This is a genomic window from Pseudomonas lalkuanensis, assembly GCF_008807375.1.
Lineage (GTDB): Bacteria > Pseudomonadota > Gammaproteobacteria > Pseudomonadales > Pseudomonadaceae > Metapseudomonas > Metapseudomonas lalkuanensis.
On record NZ_CP043311.1, the window covers coordinates 4,742,144 to 4,762,211 of the forward strand.

The 20,068-nt window shown below is 64.8% G+C and carries 18 protein-coding genes; 10 read left to right on the forward strand and 8 right to left on the reverse strand.

The features are described 5' to 3' along the window. Window positions 1-28 precede the first annotated feature (28 nt). The 7 genes from ispC to rpsB form a co-directional block, all read right to left on the reverse strand. The gene (gene ispC / locus FXN65_RS21915; RefSeq protein ID WP_151136353.1) at window positions 29-1,219 is read right to left on the reverse strand and encodes a 1-deoxy-D-xylulose-5-phosphate reductoisomerase; all 1,191 of its coding nucleotides are present in this window, start codon (window positions 1,217-1,219) and stop codon (window positions 29-31) included. Then, entirely contained in the window at window positions 1,216-2,031 is an 816-nt protein-coding gene (locus tag FXN65_RS21920; protein WP_151136355.1) for a phosphatidate cytidylyltransferase, read from the reverse strand. The genes ispC and FXN65_RS21920 overlap by 4 nt, the downstream gene beginning before the upstream one ends. Further along, on the reverse strand, window positions 2,025-2,786 hold the full coding sequence (gene uppS, locus FXN65_RS21925; RefSeq protein WP_151136357.1) for a polyprenyl diphosphate synthase: 762 nt from the start codon (window positions 2,784-2,786) through the stop codon (window positions 2,025-2,027). Before uppS ends, FXN65_RS21920 begins: the two co-directional genes overlap by 7 nt. A 14-nt stretch (window positions 2,787-2,800) precedes the next feature. Continuing rightward, on the reverse strand, window positions 2,801-3,358 hold the full coding sequence (gene frr / locus FXN65_RS21930) for a ribosome recycling factor (RefSeq protein WP_151136359.1): 558 nt from the start codon (window positions 3,356-3,358) through the stop codon (window positions 2,801-2,803). Next, window positions 3,355-4,098 carry a UMP kinase gene (pyrH, locus tag FXN65_RS21935; RefSeq protein ID WP_044873768.1) on the reverse strand — a complete coding sequence of 248 codons (744 nt, stop codon included), beginning with the start codon at window positions 4,096-4,098 and terminating at the stop codon, window positions 3,355-3,357. Before pyrH ends, frr begins: the two co-directional genes overlap by 4 nt. A gap of 200 nt (window positions 4,099-4,298) precedes the next feature. Next, a complete protein-coding gene (gene tsf / locus FXN65_RS21940) occupies window positions 4,299-5,168 on the reverse strand; it encodes a translation elongation factor Ts (RefSeq protein ID WP_151136361.1) in 870 nt (289 codons plus the stop codon). Between the two features lie 126 nt (window positions 5,169-5,294). Next, the gene (gene rpsB, locus FXN65_RS21945) at window positions 5,295-6,035 is read right to left on the reverse strand and encodes a 30S ribosomal protein S2 (RefSeq protein ID WP_151136363.1); all 741 of its coding nucleotides are present in this window, start codon (window positions 6,033-6,035) and stop codon (window positions 5,295-5,297) included. A gap of 265 nt (window positions 6,036-6,300) precedes the next feature. Here rpsB and map point away from each other — a divergent pair, with 265 nt between their 5' ends. The 8 genes from map to FXN65_RS21985 all read left to right on the forward strand — a co-directional run bounded on the left by map (window position 6,301) and on the right by FXN65_RS21985 (window position 14,894). Beyond that, window positions 6,301-7,083, forward strand: coding sequence for a type I methionyl aminopeptidase (gene map / locus FXN65_RS21950; protein WP_151136365.1), 783 nt, complete (start codon window positions 6,301-6,303; stop codon window positions 7,081-7,083). Between the two features lie 30 nt (window positions 7,084-7,113). Further along, on the forward strand, window positions 7,114-9,816 hold the full coding sequence (locus FXN65_RS21955) for a [protein-PII] uridylyltransferase (RefSeq protein WP_151136368.1): 2,703 nt from the start codon (window positions 7,114-7,116) through the stop codon (window positions 9,814-9,816). A 76-nt stretch (window positions 9,817-9,892) separates the two neighbouring features. Next, the gene (gene dapC / locus FXN65_RS21960) at window positions 9,893-11,089 is read left to right on the forward strand and encodes a succinyldiaminopimelate transaminase (protein WP_151136370.1); all 1,197 of its coding nucleotides are present in this window, start codon (window positions 9,893-9,895) and stop codon (window positions 11,087-11,089) included. A 19-nt stretch (window positions 11,090-11,108) separates the two neighbouring features. Then, a complete protein-coding gene (locus FXN65_RS21965; RefSeq protein WP_151136372.1) occupies window positions 11,109-11,456 on the forward strand; it encodes an ArsC family reductase in 348 nt (115 codons plus the stop codon). A 2-nt stretch (window positions 11,457-11,458) separates the two neighbouring features. Continuing rightward, complete coding sequence (locus FXN65_RS21970) at window positions 11,459-12,082, forward strand: LysE family translocator (protein WP_151136374.1); 624 nt, start codon at window positions 11,459-11,461, stop codon at window positions 12,080-12,082. Window positions 12,083-12,109: 27 nt separating this feature from the next. After that, window positions 12,110-13,144: a 2,3,4,5-tetrahydropyridine-2,6-dicarboxylate N-succinyltransferase gene (gene dapD, locus FXN65_RS21975; protein WP_151136376.1), complete on the forward strand. Its 1,035-nt coding sequence runs from the start codon at window positions 12,110-12,112 to the stop codon at window positions 13,142-13,144. Between the two features lie 143 nt (window positions 13,145-13,287). Then, on the forward strand, window positions 13,288-14,493 hold the full coding sequence (locus FXN65_RS21980; protein ID WP_151136378.1) for an aminotransferase class V-fold PLP-dependent enzyme: 1,206 nt from the start codon (window positions 13,288-13,290) through the stop codon (window positions 14,491-14,493). Beyond that, a complete protein-coding gene (locus tag FXN65_RS21985) occupies window positions 14,490-14,894 on the forward strand; it encodes a SufE family protein (protein ID WP_151136380.1) in 405 nt (134 codons plus the stop codon). Before FXN65_RS21980 ends, FXN65_RS21985 begins: the two co-directional genes overlap by 4 nt. Before the next feature lie 147 nt (window positions 14,895-15,041). On the opposite strand, the gene tcdA is transcribed toward FXN65_RS21985, so the two are convergent. Continuing rightward, window positions 15,042-15,845 carry a tRNA cyclic N6-threonylcarbamoyladenosine(37) synthase TcdA gene (tcdA, locus tag FXN65_RS21990; RefSeq protein WP_151136382.1) on the reverse strand — a complete coding sequence of 268 codons (804 nt, stop codon included), beginning with the start codon at window positions 15,843-15,845 and terminating at the stop codon, window positions 15,042-15,044. Between the two features lie 152 nt (window positions 15,846-15,997). On the opposite strand from tcdA, the gene FXN65_RS21995 reads away from it, so the two are divergent. Beyond that, window positions 15,998-17,149 carry an iron-containing alcohol dehydrogenase gene (locus FXN65_RS21995; protein WP_151136384.1) on the forward strand — a complete coding sequence of 384 codons (1,152 nt, stop codon included), beginning with the start codon at window positions 15,998-16,000 and terminating at the stop codon, window positions 17,147-17,149. A 257-nt stretch (window positions 17,150-17,406) separates the two neighbouring features. Beyond that, window positions 17,407-20,001 carry a glycosyltransferase gene (locus FXN65_RS22000; protein WP_151136386.1) on the forward strand — a complete coding sequence of 865 codons (2,595 nt, stop codon included), beginning with the start codon at window positions 17,407-17,409 and terminating at the stop codon, window positions 19,999-20,001. Window positions 20,002-20,068 lie beyond the last annotated feature (67 nt).

Sequence of the window (20,068 nt, forward strand, 5' to 3'; positions counted from 1 at the left end):
AGAGCAGGCGGCCGCTGAAGGCCGGCCGCTAGCGCCCTTGACGGACCAGCCACTGCTGCGCCGCAGCCCTGGCGCGGGCGTCAGCATGCAGCACGGAATCCAGCGTTTCGACCGCACTCGCCGCTTCGCGGTTCAGCACTTCGTCGATGATACTCGCGATTTCGGTGAAGCGGACGCGTCTATCCAGGAAGGCCGAAACGGCCACCTCGTTCGCGGCATTGAGCATCGCCGGGGCGCTGCCGCCCTCCTCCGCCGCCTGTCGAGCCAGGCGCAGGCAGGGGAAACGCCCTTCGTCCGGGGCCTGGAAGTCCAGGCGGGCCACGGCGAACAGGTCCAACGGCGAAACGCCGGAATCGATGCGTTCCGGCCACGCCAGCGCGTGAGCGATGGGGGTGCGCATGTCCGGATTGCCCAACTGGGCCAGTACCGAACCGTCCACGTAGTCCACCAGCGAATGGATCACGCTCTGCGGATGAATTACCACTTCCACCTGGGCCGGGCGCGCATCGAACAGCCAGCAGGCCTCGATCAGCTCCAGCCCCTTGTTCATCATGCTGGCCGAATCCACGGAAATCTTGCGCCCCATCGACCAGTTGGGATGCGCGCAGGCCTGCTCGGGTGAAACATCCGGCAGCTGCTCCAGCGGCATCTCGCGGAACGGGCCGCCGGAAGCGGTCAGCAGGATGCGGCGCACGCCTACGGGCGCCAACCCACGGGCGTAATCCAGGGGCAGACACTGGAAAATCGCGTTGTGTTCGCTGTCGATCGGCAGCAACACGGCGCCACTCTTGCGCACAGCCTGCATGAACAGGGCGCCGGACATCACCAGCGCCTCCTTGTTGGCCAGCAGGACGCGCTTTCCCGCCTCGACCGCTGCCAGGGTCGGCTTGAGGCCGGCAGCGCCCACGATAGCGGCCATCACGGCATCGACCTGCGGATGGGCGGCGACGTCGCAAAGCCCTTCCTCACCCACCAGCACACGCGTCTGAAGCCCGGCCGCCAGCAGGCCGCCCTGCAGATGACGGGCGGAATCGGCATCCGGCACGACGGCGAATTCGGGACGATGGCGCAGGCACAAGGCCTCCAGCTCGCTCAGCCGGCTGAAGCCGCTGAGAGCGAAGACCTGATAACGATCAGGATGGCGAGCGACGACATCCAGGGTGCTGAGGCCGATGGAGCCGGTAGCCCCCAGCACGGTAATGCGTTGCGGCTGGCTCACAGGGCACCCCAGCCGGCAGCCCAGAGCAGCGCGGCGAACAGCGGGATGGCCGCGGTCAGGCTGTCGATACGATCCAGCACGCCACCATGGCCCGGCAGCAGGTTGCTGCTGTCCTTGATGCCGGACTGGCGCTTGAACATGCTTTCGGTCAGGTCACCCACCACAGAGATCAGGACAACCAGAGCGGCGCCGACCACGGCCAGCACAAGCTCGGAACCCACCCAGCCACGGTAGAAACCGACACCCACGGTGATCGCCAGACTTGCCAGCAGCCCCCCCACCAGCCCTTCCCAGCTCTTGCCGGGGCTGACGTTGGGCGCCAGCTTTCGCTTGCCGAATGCCTTGCCGGAAAAATAGGCGCCGATGTCGGCAGCCCAGACCAGCACCATCACGGCGAGAATCAGCCAGTTGGCCAGCGGCCATTGCTTGAACAGCACCAGGCCCTGCCAGGCGGGCAGCAGGATCAGCAGGCCGATGACCAGCTTGCCCGGGGTACCACCCCAGTAGCGACTCGTTTCGGGATAACCCAGTACGAGGATGGTTGCCGCCCCCCACCAGAGCACGCCGAGCACCAGGACCAGCGGCGCCAGTGCCGGCGCGAGGTAGAGCCCGTAGAGCAGTGCCGCCACGAGCAGGCCGTAGGCTACGCGCATTGGCTGCGAGGAAAAGCCCGCCAGTCGCGCCCATTCCCAGCCGCCGAGGCTCACCACGGCACCGATGAACAGGGCGAAGGCGCCGCCATCCAGCCAGAAGAAACCCGCGAGGGCGATGGGCAGCAACACCAGGGCGGTGATGACGCGTTGTTTCAGCATTTGGCTCGGGCCTCGGCTTCTAGCTGCTCGCTTGTCTTGCCGAAGCGACGCTGGCGCTTGGCGAAGTCGGCCAGCGCCTTGCGCATGGCTTCGTGTTTGAAGTCAGGCCAGAAGAGATCGGAGAAATACAGCTCGGCATAGGCGAGCTGCCAAAGCAGGAAGTTGCTGATGCGATGCTCGCCACCGGTGCGGATGCACAGGTCGGGCAACGGCAGGTCGCCGGTGACCAGGCAGCTTTGCAGCAACTGCGGAGAAATGTCGTCGACCTGCAGGTGACCAGCCTGAACCTCACGCGCCAGGCGCTGTGCGGCCTGGGTGATATCCCACTGGCCGCCGTAGTTGGCGGCGACCTGGAGGACGAACCTCTGATGGGTGGAGGTCAGTTGCTCGGCCTCGCGCATGGCGGCCTGCAGCTCCGGATGGAAGCGTGAGCGGTCGCCGATGATGCGCAGGCGGATGTCGTTCTGGTCCAGGCGCCGGGCCTCGCGGCGCAGCGCCCCCAGGAACAGCTCCATCAGGGCGCTGACCTCGTCGGCCGGGCGCTGCCAGTTCTCACTGGAGAAGGCGAACAGGGTGAGCACCTCGACACCGGCCTCGGCACACACCTCGATCACCGCCCGGACCGCATCCACTCCGGCCTTATGGCCGGCGACGCCAGGTAGCAGGCGCTTCTTCGCCCAACGGTTGTTACCGTCCATGATAATCGCCACATGTCGTGGCACCGCGGGGCTCGCACCTTGCTGGTTCTTGTCCATGGCGATACCGGACGTCAAACGGCCATCAGGTCTTTTTCTTTGGTTTCCAGAGCCTTGTCGACTTCGCCGACGAACTTGTCGGTCAGCTTCTGGACGTCATCGGCGGCGCGACGCTCGTCGTCTTCGCTGATTTCCTTTTCCTTGACCAGGTCCTTCAGTTGCGCCAGGGCATCACGACGAATGTTGCGCACAGCAACACGGGCGTTTTCGGCTTCGGCACGCGCCTGCTTGGTGTAGCCCTTGCGGGTTTCCTCGGTCAGGGCGGGCATCGGCACACGAATGGTGGTGCCGGCGGTGGCTGGGTTCAGGCCCAGGTCGGAGGTCATGATGGCCTTTTCCACAGCCTGGATCATGCTCTTGTCGAACACGGTCAGGGCCAGGGTACGGGAGTCCTCGGCCACCACGTTGGCCACCTGGCGCAACGGAGTGTCGGCGCCATAGTAGGAGACCATGACGCTGTCCAGGATGCTCGGGTGCGCACGCCCGGTGCGGATCTTGGCGAAAGCATGATCCAGCGATTCCAGGGTTTTCTTCATGCGCTCCTGCGCTTCTTGCTTGATCTCGTTGATCACTGTTCGCCCTCCTCGATCAGGGTTCCTTCGGCGCCGCCGACCACGATGTTCAGCAGGGCACCCGGTTTATTCATATTGAAGACCCGCAGCGGCATCTTCTGATCACGGCACAGACAGATGGCCGTGAGGTCCATGACGCCCAGCTTGCGATCCAGCACCTCGTCGTAGGTCAGGCGCTCGAATTTCTCGGCATTGGGGTCCTTGAACGGGTCGGCAGTGTACACGCCATCGACCTTGGTGGCTTTCAGCACCACGTCCGCATCCACTTCGATGGCACGCAGGCAGGCGGCCGAATCAGTGGTGAAGAACGGGTTGCCGGTGCCGGCGGAGAAGATCACCACTTCGCCGGAGCTCAGGTGGCGCATGGCCTTGCGGCGGTCGTAGTGGTCGGTCACGCCGACCATGGAAATGGCCGACATCACGATGGCGGGGATGTTGGAGCGCTCCAGCGCATCACGCATGGCCAGGGCGTTCATGACCGTGGCCAGCATACCCATGTGGTCGCCGGTCACCCGATCCATACCGGCGGCGCTCAGGGCCGCACCACGGAACAGGTTGCCGCCGCCGATCACCAGGCCGACCTGGACGCCGATACCGACCAGCTGGCCGATTTCCAGCGCCATACGATCGAGGACCTTCGGATCGATACCGAACTCCTCGGAGCCCATCAGGGCCTCACCGCTGAGTTTGAGCAGAATGCGTTTGTAGCGAGGTTGGCGGCCACTCACCTGCTGAGCCATTGCGTATCTCTCCTGCGGCGCTATTGAATTCATGGGCCTTGAGGCCCGGTGTACTGGCGAGTCCTGAGACTACGCAAACGGCGATTGGTGCCCGGCTACCGGGCCCGCCGCTGGAACCACCCCGAAATGGCTCCCCAGTTTGACGAAGAGGCCGCACGCGTGAGCGGGCAGCCTCTTACGGGGCGACAGCCGAAGCCGTCTTATTGCTTGGTAGCGGCGACCTGGGCAGCTACTTCGGCAGCGAAGTCGACTTCGACTTTCTCGATGCCTTCGCCTACTTCGTAACGAACGAAGGAAACGATTTCGGCGCCGGCCTTCTTGGCCAGATCACCGACCTTGACTTCCGGATCCTTGACGAACGGCTGCTCGACCAGGCTGGCTTCGGCCAGGAACTTGGCGATACGGCCCTTGACCATGTTCTCGACGATGTTTTCCGGCTTGCCGGCGATCTTGTCGGCGTTCAGGGCCAGGAAGATTTCCTTTTCCTTGGCAACGGCTTCTTCGGAAACCTGGCTCGGGTTCAGGAACTGCGGGTTGCTGGCAGCCACGTGCATGGCGATGTCCTTGGCCAGCTCCGGGGTGCCGCCCTTCAGGCTCACGACTACGCCGATGCGGTGGCCGTGCAGGTAGGCACCAACCACGTCGCCTTCAACGCGGGTCAGACGACGGATATTGACGTTTTCGCCAGTCTTGGAAACCAGGGCCAGACGAGCCTCTTCGCGGGATTCGACCAGCGGAGCGGCGTCGGTCAGCTTCTCGTTGAAAGCCTGCTCCAGGGAAGCGGCAACGAAGCCTTTGAAGTCGTCCTGCAGAGCCAGGAAGTCGGTCTGGGAGTTGACTTCGATGATGACGGCAACCTTGTTGTCGTCAGCAACCTTGACAGCGATGGCACCTTCGGCGGCGATGTTGCCGGCCTTCTTGGCAGCCTTGATGGCGCCAGCGGCGCGCATGTCGTCGATGGCCTTCTCGATATCGCCTTCAGCGGCGGTCAGGGCCTTCTTGCAATCCATCATGCCCAGGCCGGTACGCTCGCGCAGTTCTTTAACCAGGGCTGCAGTAATCTCTGCCATGTCGCAATCCTCTTGAATAGGTTTTCAACCATTCAGCCCGGAGACCGGGCATTCACAATTCGGAGGTGGCAAAAAGGGGGCCTAGCCCCCTTCTTGCGCACCGGGTAACGCTAGACGGCTGTCAACTCAGCCTTCTGCGGCCTCGGAAGCAGCCTCTTCGACGAACTCGTCAGGACCGCCAACGGCATTCTGACGGCCGCGGATTACAGCATCAGCAACGCTGGAGAGGTACAGCTGAACGGCGCGGATGGCGTCGTCGTTGCCCGGGATGACGTAATCAACGCCTTCAGGGCTGCTGTTGGTATCGACAACGCCGATAACCGGGATGCCCAGCTTGTTGGCTTCGGTGATGGCGATGCGCTCGTGATCAACGTCGATCACGAACAGAGCGTCCGGCAGGCCGCCCATGTCCTTGATACCGCCCAGGCTGCGCTCGAGCTTCTCGAGGTCGCGGCTGCGCATCAGGGCTTCTTTCTTGGTCAGCTTGGCGAAGGTGCCGTCCTGGGACTGGGTTTCCAGCTCGCGCAGGCGCTTGATGGACTGACGGATGGTCTTGTAGTTGGTCAGCATGCCGCCGAGCCAGCGGTGATCGACGTACGGGGAGCCGCAACGAGCAGCTTCTTCACGAACGATCTTGCCAGCGGAACGCTTGGTGCCGACGAACAGAACCTTGTTCTTGCCTGCAGCCAGTTTCTCAACGAAGCTCAGGGCGTCGTTGAACATCGGCAGGGTTTTTTCAAGGTTGATGATGTGGATCTTGTTGCGCGCGCCGAAAATGTACTTGCCCATTTTCGGGTTCCAGTAACGGGTCTGGTGGCCGAAGTGCACACCGGCCTTCAGCATATCGCGCATGTTGACTTGGGACATTTCTATTCCTCGATAAGTCGGGTTAGGCCTCCACGCATCCCAATATCCAACCCTTTCGGGCACCCAGGAGATCGTGTCGATGCGTGTGTGGGTTAAAGGCTTCCGGACAGCACGTCCGTAAAGCGGCGCGTTTTATAGCACAAAAAGCCGGGTAGAGCTACTGCAACGATACGCCTCAAATCAGGTGCTTTCCTCCCTTGCGCTTATGGCTTGCGGCTTGAAGCTGTTAATATCAAGCCTTTTCCGTTTGCGCCCGAGAGCCAATATGACCGTCACCATCAAGACGCCCGCAGAAATCGAGAAAATGCGCGTTGCCGGCCGCCTGGCCGCCGAAGTGCTGGAGATGATCGGCGAGCATGTCAAACCCGGCGTGACTACCGAGGAGCTGGACCGCATCTGCCATGACTATATCGTCAACGTGCAGCAGGCCATCCCCGCTCCCCTGAACTACAAGGGGTTCCCCAAGTCGATCTGCACCTCGGTCAACCACGTGGTATGCCATGGCATCCCCAACGAGAAGCCGCTGAAGGATGGCGACATCGTCAATATCGACGTCACCGTCATCAAGGACGGCTATCACGGCGACACCAGCAAGATGTTCCTGGTGGGCAAGGCGCCGGAGTGGGCCGACAAGCTCTGCCGCGTGACCCAGGAGTGCATGTACAAGGGCATCCAGCTGGTGAAGCCGGGCGCACGCCTGGGCGATATCGGCGAAGTGATCCAGAAGCACGCCGAGAAGCTTGGCTATTCGGTGGTCCGTGAATACTGCGGCCATGGCATTGGCGCCGTGTTCCACGAAGAGCCCCAGGTCCTGCACTACGGCCGCGCCGGCACTGGCATGGAGCTCAAGGAAGGCATGACCTTCACCATCGAGCCGATGATCAACCAGGGCCGCCCGGAAACCCGCCTGCTGGGCGACGGCTGGACCGCCATCACCAAGGATCGCAAGCTTTCCGCCCAGTGGGAGCACACCGTCCTGGTGACCGCCGACGGCTATGAAATCCTGACCCTGCGCAGCGACGACACCCTGTCGCGCACATCGCCCTGATCAACCACCCTCTATAAGGAACGCCGCCCCATGCCGCAGGTGGATCCCGAGTTGTTCGACCGCGGGCAGTTCCAGGCGGAACTGGCCTTGAAGTCCAGCCCCATTGCTGCCTTCAAGAAGGCCATTCGCCAGGCCCGCGATGTGCTCGACAACCGTTTCGCCAACGGCCGCGACATCCGTCGCCTGGTGGAAGACCGCGCCTGGTTCGTCGACCAGATCCTGCGGGCGGCCTGGGAGCGTTTCGGCTGGAGCGAGGACGCCGACATCGCCCTGCTGGCCGTGGGCGGTTACGGGCGCGGCGAGTTGCACCCCTTCTCCGATATCGACCTGCTGATCCTGCTGGACAGCGCCGACCACGAAGTCTTCCGCGAGCCCATCGAAGGCTTTCTCACCCTGCTCTGGGACATCGGCCTTGAAGTGGGCCAGAGCGTGCGCTCGGTAGCCGAGTGCGCCGAGGAGGCGCAGGCGGACCTGACGGTGGTCACCAACCTGATGGAAAGCCGCACCATCTCCGGCCCCGAACACCTGCGCCAGCGCATGCTGGAGGTCACCAGCCCCGAGCAGATGTGGCCGAGCAAGCACTTCTTCCTCGCCAAGCGCAACGAGCAGAAGGCGCGCCACGCCAAGTACAACGACACCGAATACAACCTGGAACCCAACGTAAAGGGTTCCCCGGGTGGCCTGCGCGATATCCAGACCATCCTCTGGGTCGCCCGCCGTCAGTTCGGCAGCCTCAACCTGCACGGTCTGGTGCAGCAGGGCTTCCTGATGGAAAGCGAGTGCAGCATGCTGGCCTCCAGCCAGGAATTCCTCTGGAAGGTGCGCTACGCCCTGCACATGCTGGCCGGACGCGCCGAAGACCGCCTGCTGTTCGATCACCAGCGCAAGATCGCTTCCCTCCTCGGCTTCGAGGACGGTGACGGCAAGCTCGGTATCGAACGCTTCATGCAGAAGTACTACCGGGTGGTGATGGGGGTTTCCGAACTCAGCGACCTGATCAACCAGCACTTCGAGGAAGTCATCCTGCGCGCTGGCGAGACGGGTCAGGCGCAGCCGTTGAACAGCCGATTCCAGCTGCGCGACGGCTATATCGAGGTGACCCACCCGAACGTCTTCAAGCGCACCCCCTTCGCCATGCTGGAAATCTTCGTGCTGATGGCCCAGCACCCGGAGATCAAGGGCGTGCGCGCGGACACCATCCGCCTGCTGCGGGACAGCCGTCATCTGATCGACGACGACTTCCGCAAGGACATCCGCAACACCAGCCTGTTCATCGAGCTGTTCAAATCCACCCAGGGCATCCACCGCAACCTGCGGCGGATGAACCGCTACGGCATCCTCGGCCTCTACCTGCCGGAGTTCGGCCAGATCATCGGGCAGATGCAGCACGACCTGTTCCACATCTATACGGTGGACGCCCACACCCTCAACCTGATCAAGCACCTGCGCAAGCTGAAGTGGCCGGAACTGGCGGAGAAATTCCCCCTGGCCAGCAAGCTCATCGACAAGCTGCCCAAGCCGGAGCTGATCTACCTTGCCGGGCTCTATCACGACATCGGCAAGGGCCGCGGCGGCGACCACTCCGAACTGGGTGCCGTGGACGCGGAAGTCTTCTGCGCCCGCCACCAGTTGCCGGTATGGGACTCGCGCCTGGTGGCCTGGCTGGTGCAGCACCACCTGGTGATGTCCACCACCGCCCAGCGCAAGGACCTCTCCGACCCACAGGTGATCTACGACTTCGCCCGCCTGGTGGGCGACCAGACCCGGCTGGACTACCTCTACGTGCTCACCGTGGCCGACATCAACGCCACCAACCCGAGCCTGTGGAACTCCTGGCGCGCCAGCCTGCTGCGCCAGCTCTACACCGAGACCAAGCGCGCCCTGCGCCGCGGCCTGGAAAACCCGCTGGACCGTGAAGAGCAGATCCGCCAGACGCAGACCGCCGCCATCGACATCCTGGTGCGCAACGGTATCGACCAGGACGAGGCCGAGCAGCTCTGGAGCCAGCTGGGCGACGACTACTTCCTGCGCCACACCGCCAACGACGTGGCCTGGCACACCGAGGCGATCCTCCAGCACCCGGCCGGCAACGACCCCCTGGTGCTGATCAAGGAAACCGCCCAGCGCGAGTTCGAAGGCGCCACCCAGATCTTCATCTACGCGCCGGACCAGCACGACTTCTTCGCCGTGACCGTGGCTGCCATGTCGCAGCTCAACCTGAACATCCACGACGCACGGATCATCACCTCCACCAGCCAGTTCACCCTCGACACCTACATCGTGCTCGATGCCGACGGCGGGCGGATTGGCGAGAACCCGGCGCGTATCCGCGAGATCCGCGAAGGCCTGATCGACGCCCTGAAGAACCCGGACGAGTACCCGGCCATCATCCAGCGCCGCGTACCGCGCCAGCTCAAGCACTTCGCCTTCCCGCCGCAGGTGACCATCTCCAACGACGCCCAGCGCCCGGTGACCATCCTCGAACTGATCGCCCCCGACCGCCCCGGCCTGCTGGCGCGCATCGGGCGCATCTTCCTGGAGTTCGACCTGTCGCTGCAGAACGCCAAGATCGCCACCCTCGGCGAGCGGGTGGAAGACGTGTTCTTCGTCACCGACGCCAACAACCAGCCGCTCTCCGACCCCGAACTCTGTCTCCGGCTGCAGGAGGCCATCGTCTCCCAGCTGTCCGACGCCAACGGCAAGAGCCTCGACCCGACACGGATAAGCATTTGAACCCGTAGGGTGCAATAAGGCCGCAGGCCGGATTGCACCGTTTGACCCACGACCTCCCTGTTGACGCCCTACAACCATGAATGACGCCCTGAACCAGCTGCAGCCCTACCCCTTCGAGAAACTCCGCGCCCTGCTGGCCGGCGCCCAGCCGCCGGCGGAAAAGAAGGCCATCGCCCTGTCCATCGGCGAGCCCAAGCACCGCTCCCCGGCCTTCGTCGCCGAAGCGCTGACGGCCAGTCTCGATCAACTGGCGGTCTACCCCACCACCCTGGGCATCCCGGCCCTGCGCGAAGCCATCGCCCAGTGGTGCGAGGGCCGCTTCAAGGTGCCCGCCGGCTGGCTGGACGCCGCCCGCCACGTGCTGCCGGTGAACGGCACCCGCGAGGCGCTGTTCGCCTTTACCCAGGCGGTGGTGAACCGTGCCGACAACGGTCTGGTGGTCAGCCCGAACCCCTTCTACCAGATCTACGAAGGTGCGGCCCTGCTGGCCGGCGCCGAGCCCCATTACCTGCCATGCCTGGCGCAGAACGGTTTCAACCCGGACTTCGACGCCGTGCCGGCGGACGTCTGGCAGCGCTGCCAGATTCTCTTCCTCTGCTCTCCGGGCAACCCCACGGGTGCGCTGATCCCGGTGGAGACGCTGAAGAAACTGATCGCCCTGGCCGATGAGCACGACTTCGTCATCGCCGCCGACGAGTGCTACAGCGAGCTGTACTTCGACGAACAGAACCCGCCCGCCGGGCTGCTCACCGCCTGCGCCGAACTGGGCCGCTCGGACTTCAAGCGCTGCGTGGTGTTCCACAGCCTGTCCAAGCGTTCCAACCTGCCGGGCCTGCGCTCCGGCTTCGTCGCTGGCGACGCCGCCATCCTCAAGTCCTTCCTGCTGTACCGCACCTACCACGGCTGCGCCATGCCGGTGCAGACCCAGCTGGCCAGCGTCGCGGCCTGGAACGACGAAGTCCACGTGCGCGCCAACCGCGCCATGTACCGCGAGAAATTCGACGCCATGCTGGATATCCTTGGCCCGGTGCTGGATGTGCAGCGTCCAGACGGTGGCTTCTACCTCTGGGCGAAGACCCCGGTGGACGACGAAACCTTCACCCGTGAACTGTTCGCCCGCGAGCACGTCACCGTGGTCCCCGGCTCCTACCTGTCGCGCGCCGTCGACGGCTTCAACCCCGGCGCCGGCCGCGTGCGCATGGCCCTGGTGGCCCCGCTGGCCGAATGCGTGGAAGCCGGCGAACGCATCCGCCACTTCATCAAGGGCCTGTGAGATTCGAAGGAAAGACACCATGAGCATCACCCTCTACGGCATCAAGGCCTGCGACACCATGAAGAAGGCCCGCACCTGGCTCGAAGAGCAGGGCGTGACCTACAGCTTCCATGACTACAAGGCATCAGCCATCGACCGCGCCAGCCTGGAGAAATGGTGCGCCGAGCATGGCTGGGAAACCGTCCTGAACCGTGCCGGCACCACCTTCCGCAAGCTGGAAGACGCGCAGAAGGCCGACCTGGACCAGGACAAGGCTGTCGCCCTGATGCTGGCCCAGCCGTCGATGATCAAGCGTCCGGTGCTGGACCTGGGCGACCGCACCCTGGTCGGCTTCAAGCCGGACCTCTACGCCGCCGCGTTCAAGTAACCATGGATATCGCCTGGGCGCTTTTCATCCCGGCCTGCTTCGCGCTGAACATGGCGCCGGGGCCGAACAATCTGCTGTCGCTGCATAACGCGGCGCGCCAGGGACTGCGCCCTGCCTGCCTGGCCGGTGCCGGCCGGCTGCTGGCCTTCGCCGGGATGATCGCCCTCGCCGCCTCCGGGCTGGCCCTGGTGCTGCAGGCTTCGGCCACACTGTTCCTGGCCATCAAGCTGCTGGGGGCCGGCTATCTGTTCTGGCTGGCCTTCCAGCTCTGGCGCGCACCAGGCGCCAACCTCGCCGAACAGGGCGAGGCAGCCCGCCTGTCCTTGTGGAAACTGTCGCGCCAGGAGTTCTGGGTTGCGGCGGGCAATCCCAAGGCAATCCTGATCTTCACCGCCTTCCTGCCGCAGTTCGTCAATCCGCAGCAGGCGGTCGGTCCGCAATTCCTGGCCCTTGGCCTGGCCTTCCTGGCCCTGGAATGGCTGGCCATCCTGCTTTACGCCCTGGCCGGCCTGCACCTCGGCCGCCTGCTCGCCGGTGCTCGCGCCCGGCGCCTGTTCAACCGTGGCTGCGCTGTCCTGCTGGGCAGCGCCGGGCTGGGCCTCCTGCTCAGCCGCCGCCCCGCCTGATCAACACCTTCAGCAAGAGGAATCCCCATGTCCAACGCTCTCTTCAGCATCGCCTTCGGTGTCGGCACCCAGAACCGCCAGGGCAACTGGCTGGAAGTCTTCTACGCCCAGCCCCTGCTCAAGCCGTCCGAACAACTGGTCGCCGCCGTCGCTCCGGTAGTCGGCTACAGCGCCGGCAACCAGGCCATCACCATCAGCAATGCCCAGGCCGCACAGCTGGCCACCGCCCTTAAGGACATCGACGGCGCCCAGGCCGCCCTGCTGACCCGCCTGGCCGAAAGCCACAAGCCGCTGGTCGCCACCCTGCTGGCCGAAGACGCCGCGCTGACCTCCACCCCCGAGGCCTACCTCAAGCTGCACCTGCTGTCCCACCGCCTGGCCAAGCCGCACGGCCTGAACCTGACCGGCATCTTCCCGCTGCTGCCCAACGTTGCCTGGACCAGCCAGGGTGCCATCGACCTGTCCGAACTGGCCGAGCGTCAGCTGGAAGCGCGCCTGAAGGGCGAGCTGCTGGAAGTCTTCTCCGTGGACAAGTTCCCGAAAATGACCGACTACGTGGTCCCGGCCGGCGTGCGTATCGCCGACACCGCCCGCGTGCGCCTGGGCGCCTACGTGGGTGAAGGCACCACCGTGATGCACGAAGGCTTCATCAACTTCAACGGCGGCACCGAAGGCCCTGGCATGATCGAAGGCCGCGTCTCCGCGGGCGTCTTCGTCGGCAAGGGCTCGGACCTCGGCGGCGGTTGCTCCACCATGGGCACCCTGTCCGGCGGCGGCAACATCGTCATCTCCGTGGGCGAAGGCTGCCTGATCGGCGCCAACGCCGGCATCGGCATCCCGCTGGGCGACCGCAACATAGTCGAGGCCGGGCTGTACATCACCGCCGGCACCAAGGTTGCGCTGCTGGACGACCAGAACCAGCTGGTGAAAGTGGTCAAGGCCCGCGACCTGGCCGGCCAGGCCGACCTGCTGTTCCGCCGCAACTCGCAGAACGGCGCCGTCGAGTGCAAGACCAACAAGACGGCCATCGAACTCAACGAAGCCCTGCACGCTCATAACTGAACCAGGGTCCCGAAGCCCCGGCTTCGGGACAGTTTCCGACCAGGCCCGGACGCTCGTTTACACTCAGTAGACCGTGCATCCGGGCCTGTTCGCGTTCGAACCGGCCTTAACTCGCAACGCTTCCATTTCCGTGTGCCGCAGCAATGTCCCTGAACTCCCCCTGGCGCTCCGACTTCCCCGCCCTTTCGGCCCTCGAAGCCGAGGGTCAGACCTACCTCGACAGCGCCGCTACCTCGCAGAAACCGCAGGCCGTGCTCGACGCCCTGCTCGGCTACTACGCCAGCGGCGCAGCCAATGTGCATCGCGCCCAGCATCTGCCGGGCGAGCGCGCCACACGCGCCTTCGAAGGGACACGGACGCGGGCGGCACAGTGGCTCAATGCTGCAAGCCCGGCGGAAATCCTCTTCACCCGCGGCACCACCGAGGCCATCAACCTGCTGGCCTACGGACTCGAACACCTGTTCCAGGCCGGCGACGAAATCGCCATCAGCGCCCTGGAACACCACGCCAACCTGCTGCCCTGGCAGCAGTTGGCCCTGCGTCGCCAACTCAAGCTGGTGGTACTGCCGCTGGATGATCGCGGCCTGATCGACCTGGAACAGGCGCGCCGGCTGATCGGCCCGCGTACCCGCCTGCTGGCGGTGAGCCAGCTGTCCAACGTCCTCGGTCGCTGGCAGCCGTTGACCGAATTGCTGCCCCTGGCCCGCAGCCAGGGCGCCATTACCGTGGTCGACGGTGCCCAGGGCGCGGTCCATGGCCGCCATGACGTACAGGCGATGGGCTGCGACTTCTATGCGTTCTCCAGCCACAAGCTCTACGGCCCGGACGGCGTCGGCGTGCTCTACGGCCGCAGCGAGGCACTGGCGCGTCTCAGGCACTGGCAGTTCGGCGGCGAGATGGTCCACACCGCGGCCTACCAGAGCGCCGACTTCCACGGTGCCCCCTTGGGCTTCGAGGCCGGCACCCCGGCCATCGCCTCGGTGATCGGACTGGGCGCCGCGCTGGACTACCTGGGCAACCTGGACGCTGCCGCCATCGCCGGCCACGAGGCAGCCCTGCACGCCAAGCTGCTGGCCGGGCTGGCTGCGCGAGATGGCGTGCGCCTGCTGGGCGCCCCCGAACTGGCGCTGGCCAGTTTCAGCATCGAGGGAGTGCATAACGCCGACCTTGCGCACCTGCTGACCGAACAGGGCATCGCCGTGCGCGCCGGCCACCACTGCGCCATGCCGCTGATGCACCGTCTCGGCCTGCAAGGCGCCATCCGCGTATCCCTCGGCCTCTATAGCGACGGCAATGACCTGGAGCGCTTCTTCGGTGCCCTGGACAAAGCCCTGGAGCTATTGCGATGAGCGTCCCCGCCAAGGCACAGGAGGCGCTCGACGCCTTCACCGCAGCCGGTGGCTGGGAACAGCGCGCGCGCCTGCTGATGCAATGGGGCGAACGCCTGGAACCCCTGAGCGATGCCGAACGCAGCGATGCCAACCGGGTCCACGGCTGCGAAAGCCAGGTCTGGCTGGTTGCGGAGCGCCTGGGCGAGCACTGGCATTTCCGCGCGGGCAGCGACGCGCGGTTGATCCGTGGCCTGCTGGCGGTCCTGCTGGCCCGTGTCGACGGGCTGGAAGGCAGTGACCTGGCTGGAATCGACCTGGCGGACTGGTTCAAGCAGCTGGGATTGGGTCGGCAACTGTCGCCATCGCGCAGCAATGGCCTGAATGCCGTGCTCAAGAAGATGCGTGAACTGAGCCTGTAGGGTCGAATTCATTCGCCTGACCGTCGAAGGCCGGTGACATTGAACTTCGAAATGTGGCGGGCTCCCTCACCCCGACCCTCTCCATGGGGGAGAGGGAGCTAATCCAGTGGGAGCGAATTCATTCGCGAAAGGACGGCGCAGCCGTCCCTAGCCTGCCTGGCGCTCCGACGGCCTGCGCGCGCCGGCCACCAGCTTATCCACGATCCGCGCCGCCGCCACCATGCCGAAGGTGGCGGTCACCATCATCACCGCACCGAATCCGCCGGCGCAGTCCAGCTTTACGCCTTCGCCGACGAAACTCTTCTGCTGGCACACCGAACCATCTGGCTTCGGGTAGCGCAACTGCTCCGTCGAGAACACGCAGGGCACGCTGTAGCTGCGCCCAGGCGTGCGGGAGAAGTTGTAGTCACGGCGCAGGGTGGAACGCACCTTGGCCGCGAGGGGGTCGTTGAAGGTCTTGTTCAGGTCGGCGACCTGGATCTGGGCCGGGTCCACCTGGCCACCGGCACCGCCCGTGGTGACGATCTGGATCTTGCGCCGCTTGCACCAGGCGATCAGTGCCGCCTTGGCCGCCACGCTGTCGATGCAGTCGATGACAGCATCCAGCTCGGGGGTGATGTACTCGGCCATGGTTTCGCGGGTCACGAAGTCGGCTACGGCATGAACCACACAGGCCGGATTGATGGCGCGAATGCGCTCGGCCATCACCTCCACCTTGGCCTTGCCCACGGCGCCTTCGATGGCATGCACCTGGCGGTTGGTATTGGTGATGCAGACATCGTCCAGGTCGAACAGGGAGATCTCGCCGACCCCGGAGCGCGCCAGGGCCTCCGCCGCCCAGGAGCCCACGCCGCCGATGCCGACCACCGCCACATGGGCCGCCTGCAACCGGGCGAGCCCGTCCAGGCCGTAAAGCCGGGCAATGCCACCGAAACGCTCGTCTGTATTCATACCGATCACTCCCATCGCCAACCTTCGGGCGGGCGCGCATTATAGGAAGCGCTCTCCTTCGGCCCAAGTCCACTGGCGCTGAATGGTGGCCCATAGATCCGGGCCCGGTCCGCCAGGGCTATAGTCGGCCGATAACAACAACGGAGCCGGTCATGCGCAACTTCACCTTCTACAACCCCACCCGCATCCATTTCGGCGAAGGCCAGATCAGCAAGCTGGGGCGGGATGTGCCGGCCGGCAGCCGGGTCCTGGTGACTCACGGCGGCGGCAGCATCTTCCAGAACGGCGTCTGGCAGCAGGTGGAGGAAGCCCTGGCCGGGTATCAGCTGGTCCGTTTCGGCGGCATCGAGGCCAATCCGCAGTTCGATACCCTGGTCAGGGCCGCCGAGCTGGCCAAGGCCGAAAGCTGCGACTTCATCGTCGCTGTCGGCGGCGGCTCGGTGATCGACGGCAGCAAGTTCATCGCCGCCGCGGCCTGCTACGAAGGCGATCCGCTGGACCTGCTCAGCGGCAAGCGGATCACCGCCGCCCTGCCCATGGGCTGCGTGCTGACCCTGGCCGCCACCGGTTCGGAGAGCAACCCCCACGGCGTGGTGACCCATGTCGCTCGCCAGGAGAAGCTGCCCTTCTCCAGCGCCCTGCTCTATCCGCGTTTCGCCATCCTCGACCCGCGCACCACCTTCAGCCTGCCGCCCAGGCAGATCGGCAACGGCGTGGTGGATGCGTTCGTCCATACCATCGAGCAATACCTGACCTACCCAGCCGACGCGCCCTTGCAGGACCGCTACGCCGAAGGCCTGCTGCTGACCCTGATAGAAGAAGGCCCCAAGGCGCTGGCCAATCCTGATGACTACGCCGTGCGCGCCAACCTGATGTGGTGCGCTACCCAGGCGCTGAACGGCCTGCTCGGCTGCGGCGTTCCCCAGGACTGGTCGACCCACATGATCGGTCACGAGCTGACCGCGCTCTACCACATCGACCACGCCCAGACCCTGGCCGTGGTACTGCCGGCACTGCTGGCCGAACGCCGCCAGGTCAAGCGCGAGAAGCTGCTGCAATACGCCTCCCGCGTCTGGGGCCTGAAGGAAGGTGACGAAGAACAGCGCATCGACTCCGCCATCCAGGCCACTCGCGATTTCTTCAAACGCATGGGAGTACCCACCCGCCTGTCCGAACACGGTCTGGATGCCGACGTGATCCCCCAGGTCCTGGCGCAACTGGAGCGGCACGGCATGACCGCCCTGAGCGAACGGCGCGACCTTGACCTGGAGATCAGCGAGCGCATTCTGTTGAGGGCGCTCTGAAGCGATACCCGCCCCACCCCAGGCGGCATTTCGCCACATCAGGAGAACTTCTGGCGCCAAAGGCAAACAAACCATCTGGCGGGGCGGCCATCCGGCTCCCCCGTCTGGTTGCAATCTATACAGCTGTTGGGCGCCGGGGTAGGATTCGCGCCGGCCCGCAATTCGCTGGCCCTACCCCCGGTTTCGTATGAAAAACCGCCTGCTGCAGGCCGTTCTCCTATGGGACCCAGTTCCTCGATTCGGAACCCTTGACCTCTATGCCATCGCGTAAATTTGGACTCAACCTGGTGGTCTTCGTGGCGGTTGCCGCGTTGTTCACCGGTATCTGGGCGCTTTACAACCGCCCGGTCACTGCGCCGGACTGGCCGGAACAGATCTCCGGTTATTCCTTCTCGCCGTTCCGCGCGGACCAGAACCCCCAGCAGAACCGCTACCCCACCGACGAGCAGATCCGCCAGGACCTCGAACTGCTGAGCAAGCAGACCGACAACATCCGGACCTACTCGGTGGACGGCACCCTGGCCGACATCCCGCGCCTGGCCGAGGAATTCGGCCTGCGGGTGACCCTGGGCGTGTGGATCAGCCCGGACGAGGAGCGCAACGAGCGCGAGATCGCCAAGGCCATCGAAATCGCCAACGCGTCCCGCAGCGTGGTCCGCGTGGTGGTGGGTAACGAAGCCCTGTTCCGTCGCGAGATCAGCCGCAAGGACCTGATGGTCTACCTGGACCGCGTCCGCGCCGCCGTGAAGGTTCCGGTAACCACCTCCGAGCAGTGGCACATCTGGCTGAAGTACCCGGAACTGGCCAAGCACGTCGACCTGGTGGCGGCCCACGTGCTGCCCTACTGGGAATTCGTGCCGATGGAAGATTCCACCGAATTCGTCCTGGAACGCGCCAAGGACCTGAAGAAGGCCTTCCCGAAGAAGCCGCTGCTGCTGTCTGAAGTGGGCTGGCCGAGCAACGGCCGCATGCGTGGCGGTGCCGACGCGTCCCAGGCCGACCAGGCCATCTACCTGCGCACCCTGGTCAACGCCCTCAACGCCAAGGGCTACAACTACTTCGTGATCGAGGCCTTCGACCAGCCGTGGAAGGCCAGCGACGAGGGCTCGGTAGGCGCCTACTGGGGCGTCTACAACCTCGACCGCCAGCCCAAGTTCGCCTTCGAAGGCCCGGTGATCGCCATTCCGCAATGGCGCATGCTCGCGGTGGCCTCGGTGGTCATGGCCCTGCTGGCCCTGGCCCTGATGCTGATCGACGGCAGCGCCCTGCGCCAGCGCGGTCGCACCTTCCTCACCTTCGTCGCCTTCGCCGGCGGCTCGGTGCTGGTGTGGATCGCCTACGACTACAGCCAGCAGTACAGCACCTGGTTCAGCCTGACCGTGGGCCTCCTACTTGGTATCGGTGCCCTGGGGGTATTCATCGTGCTCCTCACCGAGGCCCATGAACTGGCCGAGGCGGTCTGGGTGCGCAAGCGCCGCCGTCCGTTCCTGCCGGTGCTGGCCGACACCGCCTACCGGCCGAAAGTGTCGGTACACGTACCCTGCTACAACGAGCCGCCGGAGATGGTCAAACAGACCCTCGACGCCCTGGCCAACCTCGACTATCCGGACTACGAAGTCCTGATCATCGACAACAACACCAAGGACCCGGCCGTCTGGGAACCGGTGCGCGACTATTGCGAACAGCTGGGCCCGCGCTTCAAGTTCTTCCACGTCGCCCCGCTGGAAGGCTTCAAGGGTGGCGCGCTGAACTACATCCTGCCGTACACCGCGCCGGATGCCGAAGTGGTGGCAGTGATCGACTCCGACTACTGCGTCGACCGCAACTGGCTGAAGTACATGGTTCCGCACTTCGCCGACCCGGAAATCGCCGTGGTACAGTCGCCGCAGGACTATCGCGACGGCAACGAAAACACCTTCAAGAAGCTCTGCTACGCCGAGTACAAGGGCTTCTTCCACATCGGCATGGTCACCCGCAACGACCGCAACGCCATCATCCAGCATGGCACCATGACCATGATCCGTCGCCGCGTGATGGACGAGCTGAAGTGGGCCGACTGGACCATCTGCGAAGACGCCGAGCTGGGTCTGCGCGTGTTCAAGAGTGGTTATGCAGCGGCTTACGCGCACGAGAGCTTTGGCCGTGGTCTGATGCCGGACACCTTCATCGACTACAAGAAACAGCGCTTCCGCTGGGCCTACGGTGCCATCCAGATCATGAAGGGTCACGCCCGCAGCCTGTTCCTGGGCAAGGATTCCAAGCTCAAGCAGGGCCAGCGCTATCACTTCATCGCTGGCTGGCTGCCCTGGGTGGCCGATGGCCTGAACATCTTCTTCACCATCGGTGCCCTGCTCTGGTCGGCGGCGATGATCATCGTGCCGCAGCGGGTCGACCCGCCGCTGCTGATCTTCGCCATCCCGCCGCTGGCGCTGTTCTTCTTCAAGGTGGGCAAGATCGTGTTCCTCTACCAGCGCGCAGTGGGGGTCAACCTGAAGGACGCCTTCTGTGCGGCGGTGGCCGGGCTCGCGCTCTCGCACACCATCGCCAAGGCGGTGCTCTACGGCTTCTTCACCAAGAGCATTCCCTTCTTCCGCACACCGAAGATGCGCAGCAACCACGGCCTGATGATGGCCCTGGCCGAAGCCCGTGAAGAGGTCTTCGTGATGCTCCTGCTGTGGGGCGCGGCCATCGGCATCGCCATCGTCCAGGGCATGCCCAGCCCGGATGTGAAGTTCTGGGTGGCCATGCTGCTGGTGCAGTCGCTGCCGTACCTGGCCGCGCTGATCATGGCGCTGCTCTCCTCCCTGCCCAAGGGTCAGGAAGAGGAGCAAGAGGAGGTCGCTACCGCCTGATTGGCGAGCGAAACCCTTAAACGGCGGCCCTTGGCCGCCGTTCTTGTTTTAAGATATCCGCCTTTTC

What these genes read in the sequence shown, in the direction of transcription:
- map (WP_151136365.1), top strand. Translation starts at nt 6,301, where the DNA reads ATGACCGTCACCATCAAGACGCCCGCAGAAATCGAGAAAATGCGCGTT.
- FXN65_RS21970 (WP_151136374.1), top strand. Translation starts at nt 11,459, where the DNA reads ATGGATATCGCCTGGGCGCTTTTCATCCCGGCCTGCTTCGCGCTGAAC.
- FXN65_RS21985 (WP_151136380.1), top strand. Translation starts at nt 14,490, where the DNA reads ATGAGCGTCCCCGCCAAGGCACAGGAGGCGCTCGACGCCTTCACCGCA.
- tsf (WP_151136361.1), bottom strand. Translation starts at nt 5,168, where the DNA reads ATGGCAGAGATTACTGCAGCCCTGGTTAAAGAACTGCGCGAGCGTACC.
- tcdA (WP_151136382.1), bottom strand. Translation starts at nt 15,845, where the DNA reads ATGAATACAGACGAGCGTTTCGGTGGCATTGCCCGGCTTTACGGCCTG.
- FXN65_RS22000 (WP_151136386.1), top strand. Translation starts at nt 17,407, where the DNA reads ATGCCATCGCGTAAATTTGGACTCAACCTGGTGGTCTTCGTGGCGGTT.
- uppS (WP_151136357.1), bottom strand. Translation starts at nt 2,786, where the DNA reads ATGGACAAGAACCAGCAAGGTGCGAGCCCCGCGGTGCCACGACATGTG.
- FXN65_RS21995 (WP_151136384.1), top strand. Translation starts at nt 15,998, where the DNA reads ATGCGCAACTTCACCTTCTACAACCCCACCCGCATCCATTTCGGCGAA.
- dapC (WP_151136370.1), top strand. Translation starts at nt 9,893, where the DNA reads ATGAATGACGCCCTGAACCAGCTGCAGCCCTACCCCTTCGAGAAACTC.
- FXN65_RS21965 (WP_151136372.1), top strand. Translation starts at nt 11,109, where the DNA reads ATGAGCATCACCCTCTACGGCATCAAGGCCTGCGACACCATGAAGAAG.
- FXN65_RS21955 (WP_151136368.1), top strand. Translation starts at nt 7,114, where the DNA reads ATGCCGCAGGTGGATCCCGAGTTGTTCGACCGCGGGCAGTTCCAGGCG.
- dapD (WP_151136376.1), top strand. Translation starts at nt 12,110, where the DNA reads ATGTCCAACGCTCTCTTCAGCATCGCCTTCGGTGTCGGCACCCAGAAC.
- FXN65_RS21980 (WP_151136378.1), top strand. Translation starts at nt 13,288, where the DNA reads ATGTCCCTGAACTCCCCCTGGCGCTCCGACTTCCCCGCCCTTTCGGCC.
- rpsB (WP_151136363.1), bottom strand. Translation starts at nt 6,035, where the DNA reads ATGTCCCAAGTCAACATGCGCGATATGCTGAAGGCCGGTGTGCACTTC.
- pyrH (WP_044873768.1), bottom strand. Translation starts at nt 4,098, where the DNA reads ATGGCTCAGCAGGTGAGTGGCCGCCAACCTCGCTACAAACGCATTCTG.
- FXN65_RS21920 (WP_151136355.1), bottom strand. Translation starts at nt 2,031, where the DNA reads ATGCTGAAACAACGCGTCATCACCGCCCTGGTGTTGCTGCCCATCGCC.